19 protein-coding genes are annotated in these 20,321 nt (G+C 70.8%); 4 read left to right on the top strand and 15 right to left on the bottom strand.

Features of this window, described 5'->3' with window-relative positions:
* Positions 1-4: 4 nt before the first annotated feature.
* The 11 genes from ACQPWU_RS50890 to ACQPWU_RS50940 form a co-directional block, all read right to left on the bottom strand.
* Entirely contained in the window at positions 5-784 is a 780-nt protein-coding gene (locus ACQPWU_RS50890) for an electron transfer flavoprotein subunit beta/FixA family protein (protein WP_360693906.1), read from the bottom strand.
* A gap of 196 nt (positions 785-980) precedes the next feature.
* Entirely contained in the window at positions 981-2,186 is a 1,206-nt protein-coding gene (locus ACQPWU_RS50895; protein ID WP_433433799.1) for a serine/threonine-protein kinase, read from the bottom strand.
* A 36-nt stretch (positions 2,187-2,222) separates the two neighbouring features.
* A complete protein-coding gene (locus tag ACQPWU_RS50900) occupies positions 2,223-3,989 on the bottom strand; it encodes a serine/threonine-protein kinase (RefSeq protein WP_433433801.1) in 1,767 nt (588 codons plus the stop codon).
* A gap of 16 nt (positions 3,990-4,005) precedes the next feature.
* On the bottom strand, positions 4,006-5,934 hold the full coding sequence (locus ACQPWU_RS50905; protein WP_433433802.1) for a protein kinase domain-containing protein: 1,929 nt from the start codon (positions 5,932-5,934) through the stop codon (positions 4,006-4,008).
* A gap of 117 nt (positions 5,935-6,051) precedes the next feature.
* Positions 6,052-6,564: a YbaK/EbsC family protein gene (locus ACQPWU_RS50910; RefSeq protein ID WP_433433804.1), complete on the bottom strand. Its 513-nt coding sequence runs from the start codon at positions 6,562-6,564 to the stop codon at positions 6,052-6,054.
* 62 nt (positions 6,565-6,626) lie between these two features.
* Positions 6,627-8,177, bottom strand: coding sequence for a flavin monoamine oxidase family protein (locus ACQPWU_RS50915; protein ID WP_433433806.1), 1,551 nt, complete (start codon positions 8,175-8,177; stop codon positions 6,627-6,629).
* A gap of 55 nt (positions 8,178-8,232) precedes the next feature.
* The gene (locus tag ACQPWU_RS50920) at positions 8,233-9,075 is read right to left on the bottom strand and encodes a M55 family metallopeptidase (protein ID WP_433433808.1); all 843 of its coding nucleotides are present in this window, start codon (positions 9,073-9,075) and stop codon (positions 8,233-8,235) included.
* A gap of 109 nt (positions 9,076-9,184) precedes the next feature.
* Positions 9,185-10,390: a DUF6395 domain-containing protein gene (locus ACQPWU_RS50925; protein WP_433433810.1), complete on the bottom strand. Its 1,206-nt coding sequence runs from the start codon at positions 10,388-10,390 to the stop codon at positions 9,185-9,187.
* Complete coding sequence (locus ACQPWU_RS50930; protein WP_360693882.1) at positions 10,381-10,737, bottom strand: hypothetical protein; 357 nt, start codon at positions 10,735-10,737, stop codon at positions 10,381-10,383. Before ACQPWU_RS50930 ends, ACQPWU_RS50925 begins: the two co-directional genes overlap by 10 nt.
* A 66-nt stretch (positions 10,738-10,803) precedes the next feature.
* Complete coding sequence (locus ACQPWU_RS50935; RefSeq protein WP_433433812.1) at positions 10,804-11,577, bottom strand: enoyl-CoA hydratase/isomerase family protein; 774 nt, start codon at positions 11,575-11,577, stop codon at positions 10,804-10,806.
* Positions 11,578-11,684: 107 nt separating this feature from the next.
* Positions 11,685-12,338, bottom strand: coding sequence for an endonuclease (locus tag ACQPWU_RS50940; RefSeq protein ID WP_433433814.1), 654 nt, complete (start codon positions 12,336-12,338; stop codon positions 11,685-11,687).
* 78 nt (positions 12,339-12,416) lie between these two features.
* Here ACQPWU_RS50940 and ACQPWU_RS50945 point away from each other — a divergent pair, with 78 nt between their 5' ends.
* Positions 12,417-12,719 (top strand): Fe-S cluster assembly protein HesB, encoded by a 303-nt coding sequence (locus tag ACQPWU_RS50945; protein WP_433433816.1) that lies wholly within the window; start codon positions 12,417-12,419, stop codon positions 12,717-12,719.
* Positions 12,720-12,741: 22 nt separating this feature from the next.
* Here the strand turns inward: ACQPWU_RS50945 and ACQPWU_RS50950 are convergent, their stop codons facing one another.
* Positions 12,742-13,467: a rhodanese-like domain-containing protein gene (locus tag ACQPWU_RS50950; RefSeq protein ID WP_433433818.1), complete on the bottom strand. Its 726-nt coding sequence runs from the start codon at positions 13,465-13,467 to the stop codon at positions 12,742-12,744.
* Between the two features lie 33 nt (positions 13,468-13,500).
* Between ACQPWU_RS50950 and ACQPWU_RS50955 the strand changes: the two genes are divergently transcribed.
* Positions 13,501-15,513, top strand: a complete 2,013-nt coding sequence (locus ACQPWU_RS50955) for a CehA/McbA family metallohydrolase (RefSeq protein WP_433433820.1) — start codon at positions 13,501-13,503, stop codon at positions 15,511-15,513.
* Here ACQPWU_RS50955 and ACQPWU_RS50960 read toward each other — a convergent pair.
* Positions 15,503-15,940 carry a PaaI family thioesterase gene (locus ACQPWU_RS50960; protein ID WP_433433821.1) on the bottom strand — a complete coding sequence of 146 codons (438 nt, stop codon included), beginning with the start codon at positions 15,938-15,940 and terminating at the stop codon, positions 15,503-15,505. The genes ACQPWU_RS50955 and ACQPWU_RS50960 overlap by 11 nt on opposite strands.
* Before the next feature lie 167 nt (positions 15,941-16,107).
* A complete protein-coding gene (locus tag ACQPWU_RS50965; RefSeq protein WP_433433823.1) occupies positions 16,108-16,974 on the bottom strand; it encodes an oxidoreductase in 867 nt (288 codons plus the stop codon).
* A 240-nt stretch (positions 16,975-17,214) separates the two neighbouring features.
* Here ACQPWU_RS50965 and ACQPWU_RS50970 point away from each other — a divergent pair, with 240 nt between their 5' ends.
* Positions 17,215-18,351, top strand: coding sequence for an amidohydrolase family protein (locus tag ACQPWU_RS50970; protein WP_433433825.1), 1,137 nt, complete (start codon positions 17,215-17,217; stop codon positions 18,349-18,351).
* A gap of 75 nt (positions 18,352-18,426) precedes the next feature.
* Positions 18,427-19,398, top strand: a complete 972-nt coding sequence (locus tag ACQPWU_RS50975) for a zinc-binding dehydrogenase (RefSeq protein WP_433433827.1) — start codon at positions 18,427-18,429, stop codon at positions 19,396-19,398.
* On the opposite strand, the gene ACQPWU_RS50980 is transcribed toward ACQPWU_RS50975, so the two are convergent.
* A complete protein-coding gene (locus ACQPWU_RS50980) occupies positions 19,395-20,177 on the bottom strand; it encodes a class I SAM-dependent methyltransferase (protein WP_433433829.1) in 783 nt (260 codons plus the stop codon). The genes ACQPWU_RS50975 and ACQPWU_RS50980 overlap by 4 nt on opposite strands.
* Between the last annotated feature and the right edge of the window lie 144 nt (positions 20,178-20,321).

The raw sequence follows: 20,321 nt of genomic DNA on the forward strand, positions 1-20,321 counted from the left end.
GTTCTCAGATGAACTTCTTGGACGCGAGGAAGTCGGCGGCCTTCGCGCCACCGTCGCCCTCGTCCTTGACGATCGTCCCGGCCGCGCGCGGCGGGGCCGCGGCGAAGTCGACGACCGAGGACCAGGCGGCGGCCAGGCCTACCTGGGCGGCGTCGATGGACGCGTCGCCGATGGCCAGCGTCTCGACCGGCTTCTTCTTGGCCGCCATGATGCCCTTGAACGACGGGTAGCGCGGCTCGTTGATCTTCTCGACCACGGAGACGACGGCCGGCAGCGTGGCCTCGACCTTGTCGAAGCCGTAGTCGGTGATGCGCTGGATCGCGATCGAGGTGCCGTCGACGTCGACCTTGTTGGCCAGCGTGAGCTGCGGCGTGCCGAGGCGCTCGGCCAGCATCGCGGCCAGCACGCCGGTGCGCGCGTCGGTGGACTCGGAGCCCAGGATGACCAGGTCGAACCCGATCTTCTTGAGCACCTGCGCCATCGCGTACGAGGTGGACAGCGCGTCGGAGCCGTGCAACGCGTCGTCGCTGAGGTGGACGGCCTTGTCGGCCCCCATGGCCAGCGCCTTGCGGATGGTCTCGGTGGCTTTGCCGGGACCCATGGTGAGCACGGTCACCTCACCACCGTGGGCCTCCTTGAGCCGCAGCGCCTCTTCGACCGCGTACTCGTCAAGCTCGTTGACCACGCCGTCGGCGGCGTCGCGGTCGAGCGTCTTGTCATCGGACCGCAGCTTGCGCTCGGTCGCAGTGTCGGGGACCTGCTTCACGCAGACGACGATGTTCATGGCCGGTGGCCGACCTCCCGTGTTCGCGTGCGCCATCGCCACGCTGCGATGGACGCCGAATGCAATGCTGTCCAGACTGCCAGGTGACCACCGGGCCACCGACAGAGGGTGTGCTTCAGTTTTCCGCGAGTCATGTTACCCATGGGTAGCTTAACCGCAAACCTACAGCTACTCACTATACAGAACTTTGTTCGGTCTAGGCCGACAGCAGGAAGACGATCCCCACCACCAGGGCCGTGCCGGCGAAGAGCGCCAGGGTGAACGTGCTGAACAGCGCCGCCAGCCCGAAGCACAACCCGACGGCCCCCGCCACACTGGCCAGGTCCGCGATCATCCGGCCGCGCCGGTAGGGGCTGTGCGAGAACAGCGCCACCGCGGCGTCGGACACCACGGCCAGCGCGTACGCCGCCAGCAGGAACAGCGCCACCTCGGGCAGCGGCCCGCGAGCGGCGGCGGCCAGCAGCGACACGAACAGCCCTGAGCCGATCAGCCAGCGCCTGCGTACCTTCTCCCGGTGCCTCGCCCTCGACTCCTCCACCGACCTGCGATGCCGCTCCTTGCCCGGTCGCCACTCCCTGGTGGCCGCGTCCTCGACGTCGCGCACCGCCCGGGGCGGGATCTCGCGTACGCGGGAAACGGGCTCGACTCCGAGCCTGGCACAGAGCTGCACGGCCGTGGGCCGCGCGGACGGGTCGGTGGACAGGCACTCACGTAACAGCGGCCCCAGCCACTCCGGAACGCCCTCCAGATCGGGCGGGTGATGCACCACCCGGTACGCGACCGCGGAGGCGGGCCCCTGCCCGTACGGCTGGCGCCCGGTCGCGGCGTAGGCCAGCGTCGCCCCGAAGGAGAACACATCCGCCTCCATGCCCGCGCTCTTGCCCTCCAGCACCTCGGGCGCCAGGTAGCCGGGCGTGCCCACCACCGCGCCGGAGGCCGTGACCGACAGCGAGTCGAGCGCGCTGGCGATGCCGAAGTCGATCACGACGGGCTCGCCCTCGGCCATCATCACATTGGCCGGTTTGAGGTCGCGGTGCACCACTCCGGCCTCGTGCATGGCGAGCAGCGCGTCGGCCAGGCCGGAGGCCAGCCTGCGCAGGTCGGTGACGGGCCCGGGCGTGGCGCTGAGCGGGCGGCCCTGGACGTAGCGGGTCACGAGGTACGGTCTGGCGCCCTCCAGCGAGGCGTCGAGCACCTCCGCCACGTGCGGCCCGCCGGCCCTGCGCATGGTCTCCACCTCGCGCGCCAGCCGGGCCAGAGCCCCGCCGTCGGCGGCGACGTGGGGGTGGAGCACCTTGACCGCGACCGTACGGCCCTCGGTGTCGAGCGCGAGGTGCACCTCGCCGAACCCGCCCGCCCCGAGCCGGGAAAGGAGCTCATATGGGCCGAGGTGCTCGCTCATACCCTCATCTCTCCCCCCGAGAGCCCGCGGGGACACTCAGGACCAGGGCGTCAGGAACCCCAACCCGAGGTCGCCGAGCAGACTGTCGATGATCCCGGTGATCAGTCCGATCGTGCTCTGCTTGGCGTCGCCCGCCAGGTCGTTGATCACAGACTCCGGCGCCCGCCACGGCGACCACACCGGGTCCTGCCCCAGCGCGAACATCACCGCGAACAGCGCCGCCGTGCCCACCAGCACGACCGCGACGAGCGCCGCGCCGGGGCTGCGCAGCACGCCGGTGAGCGAGCGTACGACGGCCTTGCGCGGCGCGCCGCCGCCCGGCAGCACGAACAGGCCCGCCACGAAGGCGCCCGCCGCGTACGAGGCCGCCTCGTTGACGCCCATCCTGCCCGCCCAGTAGAGCGCGCCCCAGACGCACACGCCGAACAGCAGCGCCAGCGGCACGTGCACCGCCGTCACGAGCGCGGACTTGACCAGCGCCCATGGGGTGCCGACCAGGGCCAGCAGCGGATCGGCCGCGCTGCTCCCCCGCACCTGACGCCGTTTGACCAGGTCGCCGAAGAGGTATTCGCCGAGGCGCAGCACGAGGGCGAGCGCGACGGCGATCGCGCCCACCATGACCGGCATCATGACGGTCAGCCCCACCAGCGTGACCAGCAGCAGCAGACCCACGAACTGGCTGCCGAACAGGTATTTCTTCCGCTCGGCCGGTGGTTGGTACTGCGGCGGCGGGCTGTAGGGCCTGGCCTGCGACGGCGCCGTGGGCTGCGGCGCCGGGTAACCGGCGACCCGCTGGTCGGGACGCGGCATCGGCGGCCTGGCCGCGACCGGCGCGGGCACGTAAGGCGGCGGCTTCTGCGGGAGTGGCTGCTGCGGCGGCGGGGCGCTCCTGCCGTATTCGACCGGCGGCAGCAGGTCGGAGTAGGTGTCCATGGTCCGCGTGCGGTCGGTCATGCGCTTGGTGCCCGTCGGCCCGTCGAAGGAGGCCTCGTGGAACGTGGTCACCGAGGGGTCGAGCGCCCTGGCCATCCGCAGCAGCTCATGCGCGCTGGGCCGGGCCGTGGGCTCGACCTGGAGCGCCCTGCCGAGCCAGCCGCGCAGCCACGCGGGCGCCTTGTCGAGCTGCGCCCGCCCTTCCATGATGTTGAAGCAGACCGCCTCGAACGTCCCCGTGCCGAACGGCGGCGCGCCCGTCGCGGCGAAGAACACCGTCGAGGCCAGCGCGTGCACGTCGGCCGCCTGGGTGATGTCGGAGTCACGGATGATCTCGGGCGCCAGATAACCGGGCGTGCCCACGAACATGCCGGTCTGCGTCAGCCTGGTCGCGTTCACCAGGTGGGCGATGCCGAAGTCGATGACCAGCGGCTCACCGTTGACCAGCATGACGTTGGACGGCTTGAAGTCCCGGTGGATCACGTCGGCCGCGTGAATGGCCACCAGCGCCTGGCAGAGCCCCTGGGCGAGCCTGATGACCTCGCGCGCCTCCAGGGGGCCCTCCGCCAGGACGGTGTCCTCGAGAGTGCGCCCCGGCGCGAAACGGGTCACGACGTACGGCTGGCCGCCCACGAGCTCGGCGTCGATGACCTCGGCGACGTGCGGGCTGCGTACCCGGCGCATGGTCTCGACCTCGCGGGTCAGCCGGTCGCGCGCCTTGAGGTCGGCGGCCACGTGCGGGTGGAGGACCTTGATGGCGACCTCGCGCCCCTCGCCGTCGAGACCGAGGTGGACGACCCCCATGCCACCTTCGCCGATCTTCCTGACCAGCCGGTACGGGCCGAGGCGTTCTGATGCCTGGGTGTTCATCGCCACCTTCCCCGCGTCATCCCCCGGAATTCCCCCTTAGACCTTCTAGCTGCTTGACCACTGGATTGACGTTCAGCGGAGTCCATACGGCCCCCCTTGGCTTGTCCCCGAACGTGCCGGCGGCGAGGATCAGCGAGAGTGCGGCACCTGCCGCGAGGACTCCCGCCACTACCATCGCCGCTGTTCTCGAGGGTACGAGCGATGAGAGCGTCCTGCGCATTTGTTTGCCAGGACCCTCCACTCCCGGACCCGCGCACACGGTCCACAGCGCGACCGCGGCGCCCCAGGCCAGGGCATTGGACGGATCCATTCTGGCCACCACGGTGAGCAGCAGGGTCACCGGAAGGCCGAGGATGAGCGCGTAGAGCACCAGCGCCAGCGTGATGCCCACGGATTTGGCCAGCGCCTGGGGGTGGGCGAACACCCTGACCACGTCGGAGACCGCCGCCCCGGCGGCTCTCTGGGCGGTGAGCCGGGGCTGGGCGAGGTCGGCCGCGCGCAGCAGGATCGCGATCGGGATCGCCACCACCGCGACGACCACGGGCATGAGCACGGCGGCCACGACCATCAGGACGAGCAGCATCGCGCTCGCCACGCCGTACGCCCTGGAACGCTGCAGCCCGTTGCCCGAGGGGACCGCCGGAACGTACGGATCGGGCTGCGGGTACTGCGGCGGGATGTACGGGGGCGGCTGCAGCGGGCTCGGCGTGGGCCTGGCGTAGTCGGGCAGCTCGGGACCCTGGACGTTCGGGACCGGCGTGTGGATCCTGCCGTAGTCGGGCGAGTCGGGGCGCACCCGCCTGGTGGGCACGTCGCCCTCGCCGGGCGGGGCCGCGAGGCCGTGGTTGTTGACCGGCTGCTGCCAGGGTGGGGTCATCCCGCCCTCGCGCTGGATCCGCCGCAGCTCCTCGGGCGTGACCCTGCGGGTCGGCCACGGGTCGGGCTGGTTGGGCAGGAGCGAGACGTACTGCTGGTCCTGCGGCGGCGTGGCCGGCTGCTCCTGCGACTCGAGCAGCTGCTTCGGCGTCACGGGCGGCGTGGACATGTCGTACGACGGCTTGTCCTGCACCGGCGCGAAGTCGGCGGGGATCTCCTTGGGGCGCGGGGCGGTCGAGATGTCGTCCGGCGAGACCCTCTTCGGCTCGGGCAGGATCCTCGCGGTCCGCTCGGCCAGCTCCGCCGCCCGGGGGCGTTTGTTCGGATTGCGCTGGAACGCCGCCTTGAGCAGCGGCTGCAACGTCTCGGGGGCGGCGCTCACGTCGGCCTTGCCGGCGGTGATGTTGTAGAAGATCATCTCCAGCGTGCCCTTGCCGAAGGGCGGCAGGCCGGTGGCCGCGAACAGCAGCGTGCCCGCCCACGCGTGGACGTCGACCTCGGGCCCCGCCTCCTGCCCCTCGATGATCTCGGGGGCGAGGTAACCGGGCGTGCCGATGAACATGCCGGTCTGCGTCAGCCGCGTCGCGTCCACCGCCTGGGCGATGCCGAAGTCGATCAGGACGGGCTCGCCGTCGAGGATCAGCACGTTTCCCGGCTTGAGGTCGCGGTGGATCACGCCCACCGAGTGCACGGAGGCCAGCGCGGACGCCACCCCGTGCGCGACCTTGACCAGCGCGGGCAGGTCGAGCGGCCCGTCGTCCTTGACGATCTCGTCGAGCGGACGGCCGGGGACGTATCGGGTGACGATGTACGGGCGATGACCGGTGACGTCGGCGTCGACCACCTCCGCGATGTATTTGCTCCGCACGCGCCGCATCGTCTCGACCTCGCGCGAAAGCCGCCGCCTGGCGACCTCGTCACCGGCGACCTCTCCGCGCAGGACCTTGACCGCCACCTGCCGCCCCTGGGGGTCGACAGCGAGGTGGACAACGCCCATCCCGCCTTCACCTAGCCGCCTGAGCAGCCGGTAAGGGCCTAGTCGGTCATCGTTCATGGCATGAAGCACCATACCGGCTTAATCCCCGCCCACGAGATGAACCATGAGGCCACATTCCCACTCGTACAACGTCCAGAAAGGGGCCATCGGTTTCCCATCCAACGGTCTCGAATCGGCTTCAGTTTTCCCTCAGCCGGTCAACGGCAGCACCTCGGCGCTCTTCAGCCCGGCCAGCGCGGCGCCGGACACGGCCAGTTTCGATCTACGCACGCCGCTCCCGATCACCACCCTCGGGTGCTCGGCGACGTGCGTGTCGACCAGGATCGGCCAGTCGCCCGGCAGGCCGAGCGGGGTGATGCCGCCATATTCCATCCCGGTCAGCTCGACCGCGTCGGCCATAGGCGCGAAACTCGCCTTGCGGGCGTCGAGATGCCTGCGCACCACGCCGTTGACGTCCACGCGCATCGTCGCGAGCACCATGCAGGCGGCGTAACGCGTCTCACCGCCCCGCTTGGCCGCCACGACCACGCAGTTGGCCGACTCGTCGAGTGTCACGCCGTACCGCTCGCAGAACGCCGCCGTGTCGGCCAGCTCCGGGTCGATCTCGGCCACCTCGGCACCCTCTATGTCCCCCACGGCCCGCACCACGGGATCGGCCAGCAGGTCGGTCCGTTCGGTCGCGGGCACCCAGTTCAACGCCATCCCATCTCCTCGATCGCTTTCTCCCAGGACCCTAACTCCGGTACCGGGAGCAGCGTGCGGCGTCACGCGGACTGCAGCACTCGCTGGTGCAGTTGGGTGACGACGCCGCGGGCCGACTCCATGGCCCCCGCCTGCCAGGCGATCAGATGGGTGAGCCAGTCGCCCGCGAAGTAAACCCTTCCGGCGGGGCGTTGCAGAAAAGTGAAGGACGAATCAAAGTCCGGCCAGCGCACCCAGCCTCCCTGGATGTGCTGCTGGCGGTCCCAGGCGACGGAGACGCTGGAGAGAAGGTTCTGGCGGTACTTGTCGCCGTGGATCTTCTTGCCCTGGGTGAGCGCTCTGCGCCTTCTGTCCTCAGGGGTGAGGGCTCCGTACAGCTCGGCGTTCTTCTCGGTGTTGTAGTAGCCGACGAGGAGGCCACGTTCCGAGTGATAGCCGTAGGACGGGTACCAGATGTGCGTGATGTCCAGGTCGGTCTCGGTCACGCCGCCGTAGACGCGGTCCTCCAGCTCCCACCAGCGCTTGCCGTACTCCAAGCCGATCTTGCCGGCGGCGACCGGGATCGGGGTCCTGAGCGCGGTGGTGACCTGGGCGCCGAGGTTGTGCGGGATCTTGGCGAGGAGGTGGGGCGGGAGGGCGGCGATGCAGTAGTCGGCCTTGATGCTGCCGCCCTCATAGAGGACTTCCACACCGTCCTCGAGGTTGGTGATCTTGGTGACCCTGGCGCCGGTCTTGATCCGGTCCTTGCCCACTGCCTCCGTCAGCTTCGTGACGATGGCGTCCATGCCGCCGACCGGCTGGAACATGGGGGTGGCCTGTTCGTAGCCGAAGTCGTTGGTGATGGCCCGGCCGGTGCCCGCGGCGAGGACCTGGTGGAGCGGGCCGGGGGCGGCCAGCGGGGTGCCGGTGTCTATTGCCGGATATTTCATGAACCCGCGCCGCATGGACCCTTCGTACTCAAGCTTGGGGCCCAGGTCACCGAACCTTCTGAGGAAGTCGAGCAGCCTTTCCTGGTCGTTCTTGGTGATGGTTCTGTCCAGCGCGCCGACATTTGTCGCTTTTGCCAATAATTCTGCGATATAGCCGTACATATCCGCTCGGGCCGTGCGTGCCCGCATCGTCTGGCCGTTGGTGTGCACGTAGGCGGCGGCGTTGTTGTTGACGAAGGTCTCGATGGGGATGCCCAGCTCGCGGCAGTAGTCCAGCGTCACCATCCACTGGGCGATCCGGCCGGGGCCCGCGTTGAAGTAGACGCCCTCGCCGAACTTCACGTCCTGGGCAGGGCCGTTGAGCTCGGCCAGCCGGTCGCCGCCGCGCAGCGTGAGGTTCCGCCCGCCCACCCTGTCACTGGCTTCGAGCAGCGTGCAGTCGTACCCGGCCTTGCCCAGCTCGTACGCGGCCGTCAGCCCCGCCACCCCGGCGCCGAGGATCACGACCTTCGCCGCCCCTTTGCCGCGCAGGCCGAAGTCGCCAGGCCTGGGGGCGACGAACTGCTTGTCCTGCTCGGACGGTGCCAGACCGAGCGCGCCCATGGCGGCGTACATGGCTCCCGCGCCGCCCACCGCCCCGATCCCGACGAGCAACCCCCGCCGGGTCAGCGCCGCCCCTTCCACGTCACCCGCTCCCTACGCCCGACAACCGGTCACCAAGCACTGCGCACCCGCGGCCTCAGCCGTACGGGCCGCTGCCGCAGGCGACCTGGCCGCCGATGGTGGCGAAGATGCCGAACAGCGCCATGATCTGTGTGAAGTCGTCAGTCGTGAACTCCGTGTGACGCGACCCCACCGACTTCACCCCCGGGACGAGCGACACGGCGGCGGCGATGGCCGTGGAGTTCCACTCCACCCCGAGCGTGTACGGCGCCGCCACCTGATACGGCGTGAAGTCGGTCAACCGGCGGAGCGCTCGCCCCGTCGCCTCACGAATCCTCGCCTGGGCGACACTGGGCGGCAGCAACTCGGCCGAGAATTTGTCGATCCCCTTCTTCACCGCCACCGTCTCGACGTCGCCCAGCAACTCACGCGCCTCCGCGCCGACGGCCTCGTCCCCGGTGACCAGCACGACCGGCACCCCGTGGAACCCGGCGCACGCCGCGACCAGCCGCGTCTCGCCGCACAGGTCGCCGTTGAGGTAGACGTTCTGGATCTCCTTGCCCATCCAGGTGTGGTTCAGGACGCCGTCCTGGACGCCCGCGCGGGCGTGGTAGCCCACGAAGCAGGCGGCCTGGAACGATCCGTCGAGTCCCTGAGCCATCCGCTGCGCCTTCCCAGGGCCGCGGATGAGGCTCGCCCGGGGATCCAGCAGGTCGATCCTGAGGTTCTTCGTGGACCCGTGGGCGTCGTTGACCAGCACACCGGCCGCCCCGGCGTCGAACGCCCCCTCGATGGCGGCGTTGGCGTCGGCGGTCATCAGCTCGCAGCCGCGTTCGTAACCGCGCTTACCGGCGTGCATCTCCTCGGGGTCGGTCAACCCCGTCACGCCCTCCATGTCCACCGACAGATAAACCTTCACGCCTGCCTACTTCCTCAACTGCCACACTGAATCCGCCGACGCCCGGGTTCCCTTTGGGGACTGGAGCAGGACGCGCGGCCGGGCACCACACCGCCGACGTCGCCCGGGGTCAGGAGCCCCATGTCTCCACCTGGCGGACTTCGTCCTCCGTCATCATCCCGACGTGCTCCGTGACGAACGCCGTCGCCTCGCCGCGCCACTGGGCGGGGATCTCGTCAAGGGCCCGCGGGTAGCAGTGGTCGAGCCAGCTCGTGGACTCCTCCGTGACGTCGAAGTAGTCGAGCGTCCCCCCGAAGACCGTGTTCTCGATGCCGGGCACGCGCGCCAGCCCGTACTGGATCATCTCCATCCCCCCGTACGGCGGCTTCTTGAGCCACTTCCGGGCGACCGGGCGGTCGGCGGTGATGGGGGTGTCGAGCGGGCGCCGCTCGACGGCGGCCTGGATGAGCTCCTTGTAGAGGCACTTGCCGCACGTACGGCAGGGTCCGTCGGTGCCGCGCAGGCACCAGCGCACGTGGTCCTTGAGGTCTGAGCCCAGGGCCAGGCGCATCGTGGTCGCCTCGCTCACCCCGCCGACGGGCAGCACGATGTGCACGCCGGCGGCGGCGAACAGCCGGCCCCACCTGCCGTGCGGCGACCACATGGGGTTGTCGGGGGTGTAGCGCCACAGGTAGCGGCCCCCGCCGAGCCAGCGCGAACCGAGCTCGTAGCCGAAGCCCAGGCCGCCGAGGTCCAGCTGGTCGGCCAGCAGCAACGCGCCCGCCGCGACCGCGTGGTGCTCCGGGTAGCCGGGGCGGGGCTCGGCGAGCGTGAACTCGAGGTCGGACGTGACCGTGCTCAGCTCGCGCCCCGTCTTCGCGGCGAGTTTGGCCAGGACGTCCGACCGGTAGTGGGACCAGCGGTTGGGTACGCGCGGATGGGGCACCCGCCGGAAATGGACGAAGGGCGCCTCAGGGTAGATCGTGGCCGCCGCCACGGAGTCCGCGCCACCGCTGTACGAGATCGCGAGCCTGCCGCCGGCCTGGCGCGGCTCCGCCCCCACCGGGCCCGCCTCGATACCCCAACCGGCGTGCAGCGCCTCGGCCACCTGGGCCGAGATGGCGCGGTCGAAGGCGATCCGCTTCCTGGTCCACGGCGCCACGACCGTCCAGGCCGCGACGGCGAAGAGGTCAGGGTGGGCGTCGTCGGGGACGCCGCCGATGGAACAGGAGTTGGTGGCGAGCTTGATGGGATGCTCGTCGGAGGCCTTGCCCGTGATCTCGTCCTCCGCGTCGAGGCGGAAGGTCAGGCTCGTGCCGGCCCAGCTCACGCGCACGGCTGCTCCCCCGGCTTCTCAGAGGTACGGCCGGCGCGGAGGTCGTCGATGGCCTGCCAGACCAGGACCTCGTTCTGGAGCACGCCGTCCAGCGCCTTCGCCGTCTCCTGGGCGAGCCGGTGGGCGTCGTCGATCTTCGCCTTGTCGGCCTTGCCGATCGCCGCCGGGCGGGCGTTCCTGAGGCGCTCGACCTCGCTCTGGAGGGTCGCCATTTCCCGCCTCAGTGTCTGGACCTCCCAGAGCGCGTCCCTGATGTCCTGACGGTGATCGGAAATGGAGATGTAGCGGGAGTCGAACCACGTACGCACGGCCTTCCGGAGCCGGGCAGGGACCAGGACGCGCATCATGAAACGCCACCATACTGGCAAACCCGCGCCCGAAAGGACGAGCTATCCGAATGGGTCGACTTTTCGCTAACGACCCGTGAATTTGGGCTTGGCCTTCTCCGTGAACGCCCGCATGCCGATCTTCGCGTCGTCCGTGGCGAAGAGGCCGGAGAACTGCAGGCGCTCGACTTCGAGACCGGTGTCGAGGTCGGCTTCCAGGCCCTGGTCAATGGCCTGCTTGGCGGCGCGGAGCGCGACCGTGGGGCCGCCGACGAACGTGGCGGCCCACTCCAGGGCGGCCGTGTAGACCTGCTCGTCGGGCACCACCCGGTCCACCAGGCCCATCGCGAGCGCTTCCGAGGCGGGCACGTGGCGGCCCGTGAAGATCAGGTCCTTGGCTCGGGCCGGGCCGATCAGGCGGGGCAGCCGCTGTGTGCCTCCCGCGCCGGGGATGATGCCGAGCGTGATCTCCGGCTGGCCCAGCTTGGCCGACTCCCCCGCGACCCGGAAGTCGGCGCAGAGGGCGAGCTCGCAACCGCCGCCCAGGGCGTAGCCGGCGATGGCGGCGATGACCGGCTTGCCGATCTGCGCGACCGTCGTGAAGCAGGACTGGAGCGTACGGGAGTGGGCGGCCATGTCGGCGTAGGACATGTCGGCCATCTCTTTGATGTCGGCGCCGGCGGCGAAGACCTTCTCACCGCCGTAGACGATCACCGCCTGCACCTGCGGGTCGGCGTCCACCTCGCGGGCCGCCTCGGCGATCTCCCGCTGGACCTGGCCGTTGAGGGCGTTCATCTTCGGACGGTCAAGACGGATCGTGGCGATCTGGTCGGCCACCTCGACGCTCACAAACTCACCCATGGACCGAACCTAACAGAGCACCCGCGCCCGGCCACGGCACCCACGATCGGGGAGCGTCGCGTGAGCCACGCCCACTTCCGTCCGTGAGGACGTCCCTTTGTGGCCGGTCAGTGGGCAGCGGACATCACCTCGTCCACCGTCTTCTTGCTCCGCGACACCCGTACGAGCGCCGCCGACAGCCGGGCCAGTTCGTCGTTCGAGTGGGCCAGCCGGGCCAGCGGGCGCTCCTGGCGCGGCAGCCCGAGCTTCTCCGCGCCGTCCAGGACCCGTTTGTCCAGGTGCGGGGCGACCTGGGGCCACACGGCCTGGACCTCGCGCAGGAAGATGTCGGCCCCCGTGGGGCCGATACCGGGGAACTCCATCAGCAGTTCCGTGATCCTGCGGGCATCCCCGCCGGCCTCCTCGCGCAGGCGGCGCAGGTCGCCCTTCCAGCGTTCCAGGAGCAGCTCGGCGGCGTTGCCCAGCATGGTCGAGGTGCGCTCGTCGTAGCGGCGGTAGTGGCCGCGGCCCAGCGCGTCCACGCGGTCCTGCCAGCTCGCGTCCAGCATCGCCTTCGGGGTGCCGTACCCCGCCTTGAACAGCTCTTTGGCGGCCGCGACCGCGACCTCGGCCGAGATGCGGGCGCTCAGCAGGGTGGCCAGGACGAGCAGCTGGTACAGCGGCTTGGGCTGGTCGGCGAGCTTGATTCCGGCCTCTTTGGCGAACGTCCGGCCGAAGCGATCGAGCAGGACGTCGAGGACGGCTTTGTCGGTCTTACCCATGTCCGCTCCGCTACCCGACGCCTGTGGTGACATGCCGGGTTTGGGACCGAGGTCGTGGGGGAGGCGAAGGGTTCGTCGATGGCGAAGGAGCTCGCTGTGCTGACATTGACTGAGAACGCCGTCGTGGCGATTCGCGATCTGATGGTCGGAGAGGACGTGCCCGCCGACGCGGGCCTGCGCATCTCCCCGAAACCCGATGAGGCCGGGACGCTCGAGCTGTCTCTGGCGAGCACGCCGCACGCGGGTGACCAGGTGGTCGAGAAGGAGGACGTGCGCGTGTTCGTCGCGGAGGACGTGGTACAGGTCCTCGACGACAAGTCGCTCGACGCGCGGCCGGGCGTGCCGGGGCAGCCCAACTTCCGTTTGAACCGGCGTGGTTGACCCACGCCGTTAGCCCAGGTCGTCAGCCCAGGTCGGACTCGGTTTCGGGCGAGCGCACGTCGCCCAGCCCGAACAGGCCCACCAGCCTCCCGTCGATCTGGGTGACGACGACGTGGTCCACTTTGGCACGGTCCATCCGCTGGATCAGCGGTCCGAGCTGCTCGCTCGGCCGCACCGTGGTCACGCCGACGCGCATGACCCGTTCGGCGGTGCTGTCCAGGTCGGCGCCCTTGAGCTCGCGGGACCCGACCACGCCCTGGACCACGTCGTCCTCGTCCACCACGACGGCGAGCCCGGCCGGGTCGGCGATGATGCGCTCGGTGAGCTCGTCCAGCGGGTCGTCGAGCGCCGCCGTCACGGGGTCGCGGCGCAGGTTCCGCGACACCAGCTCGGCGCTGCCCTCGTACGGCAGGTCCGCCGCGAGCCAGTCCATCTTGCCCAGCCGGTAGTCGCACACCTCGCGGAACCCGAGGCGGTCGAGCCGGTGGGCGGCCCGCGGGCTCAGGTCGCAGAGCCAGTCGTGGCAGTAGACGATGACGGGCCGCTCCCGGTCGAGCTCGCCGGCCCTCGTGTCCATCGCGGCCAGCGGCAGGTTGACAGCCTTGGGCAGGTGCGCCCACGCGTACTCCTCCGCCGGCAGCACCTCGACGAGCTGGGCCTGCCCGGTGGCGATCAGGTCCTGTACGGCTTCGCGATCGATGATGTTCGTCATGGCGTCCCCGTACCCCCAGATGGCGATTCGTGTCACGATGACGACACGTCCGAATCCAGGGGGTGTCCGATGAGTGACGATCCGCTGCTACCCGGCCCCGTGGCTCGTGCGCTGGCCGACTACCGCGAGCTGCGTGACGCCCACGGCCCCTGCTGGGGCGAGCCGCCCATCACGTACGTCGCCCAGGCCTGGGCCACCGTCTTCCTCGACCCCCGCTACAACTACTGGAACGCGGCGCGGCGGCAGCTGACCGAGCGCTATCCCCCGGAGCAGATCGAGGACCACCTCGACGAGGTGGATCCGGAGCGGGCCGTGCGCGACTCCCTCGCCGGCGACGTGCTGGACAACCTGGCCGCGCTGCGCCTGACGCCCGAGGGGTTCGCGCTGGAGGCCGACACGCAGGTGGTGCTGGGCGACCGGCCCTTCCGCACGTCGCTGTTGCTGGACTCCAGTACGGACAAGCCCGTCACGGTCGTGGTGGACGGCATGCCGTACGAGGTGGCGCCCCACGGCGCCAGAGTGGTGGGGCTGGAGCGGGACGTCAGCGTGGGCGGGCAGCCCGTCGATCTGTCGCCGCTGTGCAGGCGGGCGGAGGCGGCCACGATCAGGGTGCGGGCGGGTTTCCCGTGCCGGTGGAGCGTGGCGGGCGCGAACGGGCAGGGCTGGTATCCGGACGGCGCCCCGCCCAAGAAGGACGCCCGGCGCAGGCCGTACTTCCACGGCGACGATCTCGTGGTCGCGGTGCCCGCCGAGCCGATCACGGTGACGGTGGCGAGGGGCATGGAGTACACCACCTCCGAGGTCGTCCTCACCCCGGAAGCGGGCGCGGAGACCCTCGTCGAGCTGGCACCCGAGCGCCTGTACGACGCTGCGGCCCGCGGCTGGTACGGCGGCGACCTGCACGTACACCTCAACTGGATGGGCGAGGAGCCGGCCGCGCCCGCGCTGGCCGCGGCGGCACAGCACGGCGAGGACCTGCACGTGCTCAACCTCGTGGCGGGCAACGTCGCGAGCGAACGCGTCTACGACGTCGAGGCGCTGGCGCACTGGGCGGGCGAGGACCTGCCGTGGTCCGACGACAGGCACCTGGCAAGGATCGGCGTCGAGTACCGCAACGACGTCGTGGGCCACCTCACCGCGTTCGGCCTGCGGGAGCCGCCGCGGCACTACCACACCGGGTTCCAGGGCACAGCCGACTGGCCGCCCAACGCGGTCGCCTTGGAGGAGCTGAGAGCGCTCGGCGGGCTGACGGGATACGGACACCCGTTCCACACCGCGTTCTCCGACGGTGACCCGCCGGACGTGGTGCTCAGCGATGGGCGCAACTGCGCGGCCAGGGAGATCGTCGCGGACGCCGCGCTCGGCCTGATCGACACCCTCGACGTGCTCAACCACTCCTCGGTCCACGCCACCGCCGGCGTCTACCGCCGCCTGATCGGCGCGGGCAACCGGCTCGCGGTCACCGCGGGCACCGACGCCGTGCTCTCCTTCTGCCGCCGCGGCACCGCCTCCAGCCCCCCGGGATGGGAGCGCGTGTACGCCAACGTCGCGGGCCCGCTCACCGCCGAGTCCTACGCCGAGGCGATCCTGCTCGGCCGCACCTTCGCCACCACCGGACCGTGGCTCGAGCTCACCGTGAACGGCCACGGGCCCGGCGACACGCTGGAGCTGGCGCCGGGGCAGCGGGTGGAGATCGTGGTCTCCTCGATCGGACCCGAGGTGGAGTCGCTGGAGATCCGCACCGCGGAGGGCGTGCTCGCGCAGGGGCCGCCCGGGCGGCTGGTCGCCACGACGGTGGTGAGCGAGCCGACGTACGTGGTCGCGATCGCCTCAGGCGGCGCGCATCCGCGCACCCTGCACGGGGCCGGCGCATACGCGCACACCAGCCCGGTCTATGTGGACGTCGCGGGCGGGCACGTGGCCAGGGAGCCGGACGTGCGCTGGTGCCTGGCCTGGCTGGACCGGCTGGAGGTGCTGCTGCCGGAGCACGGCACGTTCGAGGGCGCCGCGCAGCTGGACGACCACCTGGACCTCTACGAGCGCGCCAGGAACGTCTACCGCGAGCGGCTCCCTAGGCCCTGATCGCCCGGATCTGCGCGGTCGCGGTCGCCACGGCCACGGGCTCGCCGTCGGGCCCGAGGAGCTCGCCGGACATGAAGCACACCTGGCTGCCGCGCCGCACGACCCGGCCCCTGCCCACGAGCCGGCCCGGCCGGGCGGGGCGCAGGAACTGGACGTGTAAGTCGAGCGTCGGCGCGAACTCCCCCTCCGGCAGCGTCGCGACCAGCGCCGGGCCCAGGGTGTCGTCGAGCATCGCGGCCAGGAACCCGCCCTGGACCACGCCCACGGGGTTGACGAAGCGCTCGCTCGCGTGGAAGGCCACCTCGATGGTGCCCTGCTCGGGGTCGACGCTCAGCAGCTCCCAGCCCAGCGTCTCCGCCGCCGGCGAAGGCGCCGTCCGCCCCGCGACCAGCTCCCAGAACAGCCCTCGACGCGCGTGCGTTTCCATGCCGGCGATTCAACACCACGCCACCGACACTTTTCTCGCACGGCATCGAGACGACGAACGGGCTGTCGCAGGCGAGCACGATCTCTAGGGCGGACAGCAGCGCGAACGCCTTCCGGCGACGGGATCAGGGGCGAAACCCGCACACCCCTTTGACGTCACGGGACCGGTTACCCGCCGATGGTGTCGAGCTCCGCGACCGCGTCCGCGGGCAGGACCAGGTCCGCCGCGGCGACGTTCTCGCGCAGATGGGCCACGGACGAGGTCCCCGGGATGAGGACGGTGGTTGCCGAGCGCTGCAGCAGCCAGGCCAGGGCGACCTGCTGCGGTGAGGCGCCCAGGCGGGCGGCCACGTTGGAGAGCGTCTCCGACTGGAGCGGACTGAACCCGCCGAGAGGGAAGAACGCGGCGAAGGCGATGTTCTCGGCCGCGCACCGGTCGACGAGGGCGTCGTCCTGCCGCTTGGCCAGGTTGTAGAGGTTCTGCACGGTGACGACGGGCGCGATGCCCTGCGCCTCGGTGAGCTGGACCGTGGAGGCGCCGCTGAGGCCGAGGTGGCGGATCAGGCCTTTCTGCCGCAGTTCGGCCAGAGCGCCGAACTGCTCGGCGATGGACTCGTCGGTGCTTCCCTCGTGCGAGCCCAAGCGCAGGTTGACGACGTCGAGAACGTCCACGCCGAGGTGCTGGAGGTTCTCGTGCACCTGGGCCTTGAGGTCCTCGGGGTCGAGCGAGGGGATCCAGCTCGCGTCCTCGCCACGACGCGCGCCGACCTTGGTGACGATGTGCAGATCCTCCGGGTACGGGTGCAGGGCCTCCTTGATGAGCTCGTTGACCACGGTCGGCCCGTAGAAGTCGCTGGTGTCGATGTGGTTGATGCCCAGATCGACGGCTTCGCGGAGCACGGCGATGGCCTGGCCGCGGTCTTCGGGCGGCCCGAAGACGCCGGGGCCGGCGAGTTGCATGGCGCCGTACCCCATGCGGTTGAGGGTGAGGCCGTCGGCAAGCGTGAGATCCCCGCCGGGGATGTTGTTCGACATTTCACTTCTTTCCATATGGACAGTGTCGGGCGTACACGTTCCCGGTAGCAGTACCCCGCTGTTCCTCGGGGTGGATGGCGCGAACAAGCTCGCCATCAGCGGGCGCCGACGGCCTCACCCTGGTCGTCTTCCAAGCCGAACCCGGCAACCGGAGCGCTGAGCTGCTGGGCCTGCCTCACCGCCTCGGATTAGGTAGGGCATACTCAGGCGATCCCGGCGCAGGTTTGCGACGGTGGCGGCATGCTGGCGATACGCACTCGCCGTCTCTTCGACGGCCGGGAAATGCACCATGACCAGGTGGTGATCGTCGAGGACGGGCGCATCACCGGCGTCACCGCCGACGTGCCCGCCACGGTCGACCTGGGCGATGCCACGCTCCTGCCCGGGCTCATCGACTGTCACGTCCACCTGGCCTTCGACGCCGGCCACGACGTCGTGGGGACGCTGGAGCTGCCGGGGCTCGCCGACCGGATGCGGTCGGCCGCCCGGCAGCACCTCGCGGCCGGGGTGACGACGGTACGCGACCTGGGCGACCGGGACTATCTGGCGCTCGGACTCGGGCTCGGGCCCGAGGGGCCGGAGATCCTCTCCGCCGGGCCGCCGATCACCACGCCCAAGGGGCACTGCTGGTTCCTGGGCGGCGAGGCGGCGGGCGAGCAGGGGGTGCGCGAGGCCGTACGGGAACGGGCGGCACGCGGCGTCCACGTGATCAAGATGATGGTGACGGGCGGCGAGATGACGCCCGGCACGCACTCTCACCTGGTCCAGTACGGCCCCGCCGAGCTGAAGGCGGCGGCCGACGAGGCGCACGCCCACGGCCTGCCGATCACCGGGCACGCCCACTGCGCGGAGGGGATCGCGCACGCCATGGAGGCCGGGTTCGACTCGATCGAGCACTGCTCGTTCTTCACCGAGGACTCCTATGTGGTGGACTACGGGCTCATCGCGCGGCTGGCCGCCTCCGACGTCGTCGTGTCCCTCACGGCGGGACTGGCGCCGAGCCCGGTGCCGCCGCCACCGCGCATCCAGCAGCGGATCGCGGGCATAGCGGAGGCGCTGCGGGCGATCCGCGCCGCCGGGGCGGACTTCGTCATCGGGACGGACGCGGGGATCGGGCCGCCCAAGCCGCACGGAGTGCTGCCGTACGGGGCCGAGATGCTGGTCGAGCAGGGGTACGCGCCCATCGACGTGCTGCGGTCGATCACTTCGGTCGCGGCCGGCGTCTGCCGGGTGGGAGAGCGCAAGGGCAGGATCGCGCCCGGGTTCGACGCGGACCTGTTAGCCGTGGCGGGCGACCCGCTCTCCGACATCACCGCACTGCGGCGCCCACTGGCCGTCTTCCGGATGGGCCGCCGCGCCCAAGGAACAACCGGCTAGGCGTGGTTTGACATCAAGCATGGTTGAGGTTGCAGGCTCGAAGCACGAGTTGACCCCTGCCTTCGGGAGAGCACCATGCATGCCGTCGTCCTGCACACCTTCGGCCCCGCCGAGAACCTGCGCTACGAAACCGTCCCTGATCCCGTGCCAGGCCCCGGCCAGGTGCGCATCGCGGTAAAAGCGGCCGGTGTACACCTGGTCGAGACGATCTTGCGGTCGGGGCGGGCCAGTGAGTCGCTGCCGCCACAGCCCGAGCTGCCGACGATCTTCGGCGGCGAGGTGGCGGGACGCGTGGATGAGGTGGGTCCAGGAGTCGATCCGTCCTGGATCGGGCGCGATGTGGTGACCGCGTACGGCAAGCCCGGCGGCTACGCCGAGCTGGTGGTGGCGGACGTGGCGTCCGTCCACCCGATCACCATCAGCTACGAGACGGCGGTGGCCATGATCGTCACCGGGGTGACGGCGCTGCAGTTCCTGGACGTGGCCAAGCTCACCTCGTCCGACGTCGTACTGGTGACCTCGGCGGCCGGCGGCATCGGGCGTCTGCTCGTCCAGTACGCCCACGGCCTCGGCGCCAAGGTCATCGGCGCGGCCGGCGGCCCCGCCAAGGCGGCGGCCGTACGGGAGCTGGGCGCGGACATCGCCGTCGACTACGAACAGCCCTCCTGGGAGGAGAGCGTCGCCAAGGAGCTGGGTGGCCGCGCGGTCACGGCCCTGCTCGACGGGGTCGGAGGCGACAAGGCGCGGGCCGCGTTCGAGCTGCTGGCCGACGGCGGCCGGTACGTGACCATCGGCAACGCCTCGCAGCAGGACTTCCGGCCGGCCCCCCAGACGGTCGAGGAGCGGGACATCACGGTCACCAACGCCCTGATGCTGCTGCTCAGCGGCCCGAACACGAGGCCGGAGTACGAGGTCCGCGCGCTGGCGGCGGCCGCCGAGGGCACGCTGGTGCCCGCCGTGCGGACGTTCCCGCTCGCGCAGGCCGCGGCCGCCCACGCCGCCCTCGAGACCAGGGCGACAACCGGCAAGGTCGTGCTCGTCCCTTAGCTCAGGTGCTCGGCCCTGGTCGCCGCGATGGCGTACCGCTGGGCGTCCTGGCGGTAGGAGGAGCCGGCGACGGCGAACCCGGCCTCGACGAGCCGCGCCTCCAGATCGGCGGGCTTGAACGGCTGGAACTCGAGGGGGTGGCGCCGGTGGGTGAGGCCGCCGTCCGGGTGCTCCATCAGGAACAGGAGCTCCGCCTGGCACGGCTCGCCGAAGCTCTCGGGGATGGTCCAGACGTACACGCACGTGGCCCGCATGCCGTCCCGCCGGCGCACCCGGTCGGCGGCCACGATCCGGGGCCGTTCCCGGTAGAGCAGCTCCCAGTTGCGGGAGTCGACGATCAGCGTGCCCGTGGGGGACAACATCTGACGCATCCCCGCCAGAGCGGTCACCATGGCCTTGTGCGACCCCGTGTGGACCAGGGAGTTGCCCAGGCACAGAACCAGCTCGAACCGCCCGGTCACGACCGCGGGCAGGTCCTCCCACCTGCAGGTGAGCACCTCCAATTCGGCGGGCAGGCGACGACGCGCCTCCGCCGCCATCGCGGGGCTGCCGTCCGTGGCGGTCACCTGGAACCCGGCGTGCCCCAGAGCCATGGCGTCCGTCCCGATGCCGCAGGCGCAGTCCAGCACGGTGGCGCCGGGCGGCAGGGCCTCGACGACGGCCTCGATGAGCTCCCGGCTGTCGGTGGAGGTGCCCCCGATCACGCCGGGATGGTTCACAACCTCGTCGGGGAAGATCCAGTGGTAGTCGGCGGCCAGGTCGCGGTAGTAGTCGGGCACGGGGCGAGCGTCGCACGAGCACCGCGTACGGTCCACCCCCCGTAAACCGCTGGCACTGCGGACTTCAACCTCGCCACACGTCTTCCCCGCCTGTCCCCCCGACCGCGAGCTGGTCGCCCGCGCCCGCCTGTCAGGGTGTTAAGG

The organism is Nonomuraea sp. CA-141351 (genome assembly GCF_050944675.1).
Lineage (GTDB): Bacteria > Actinomycetota > Actinomycetes > Streptosporangiales > Streptosporangiaceae > Nonomuraea.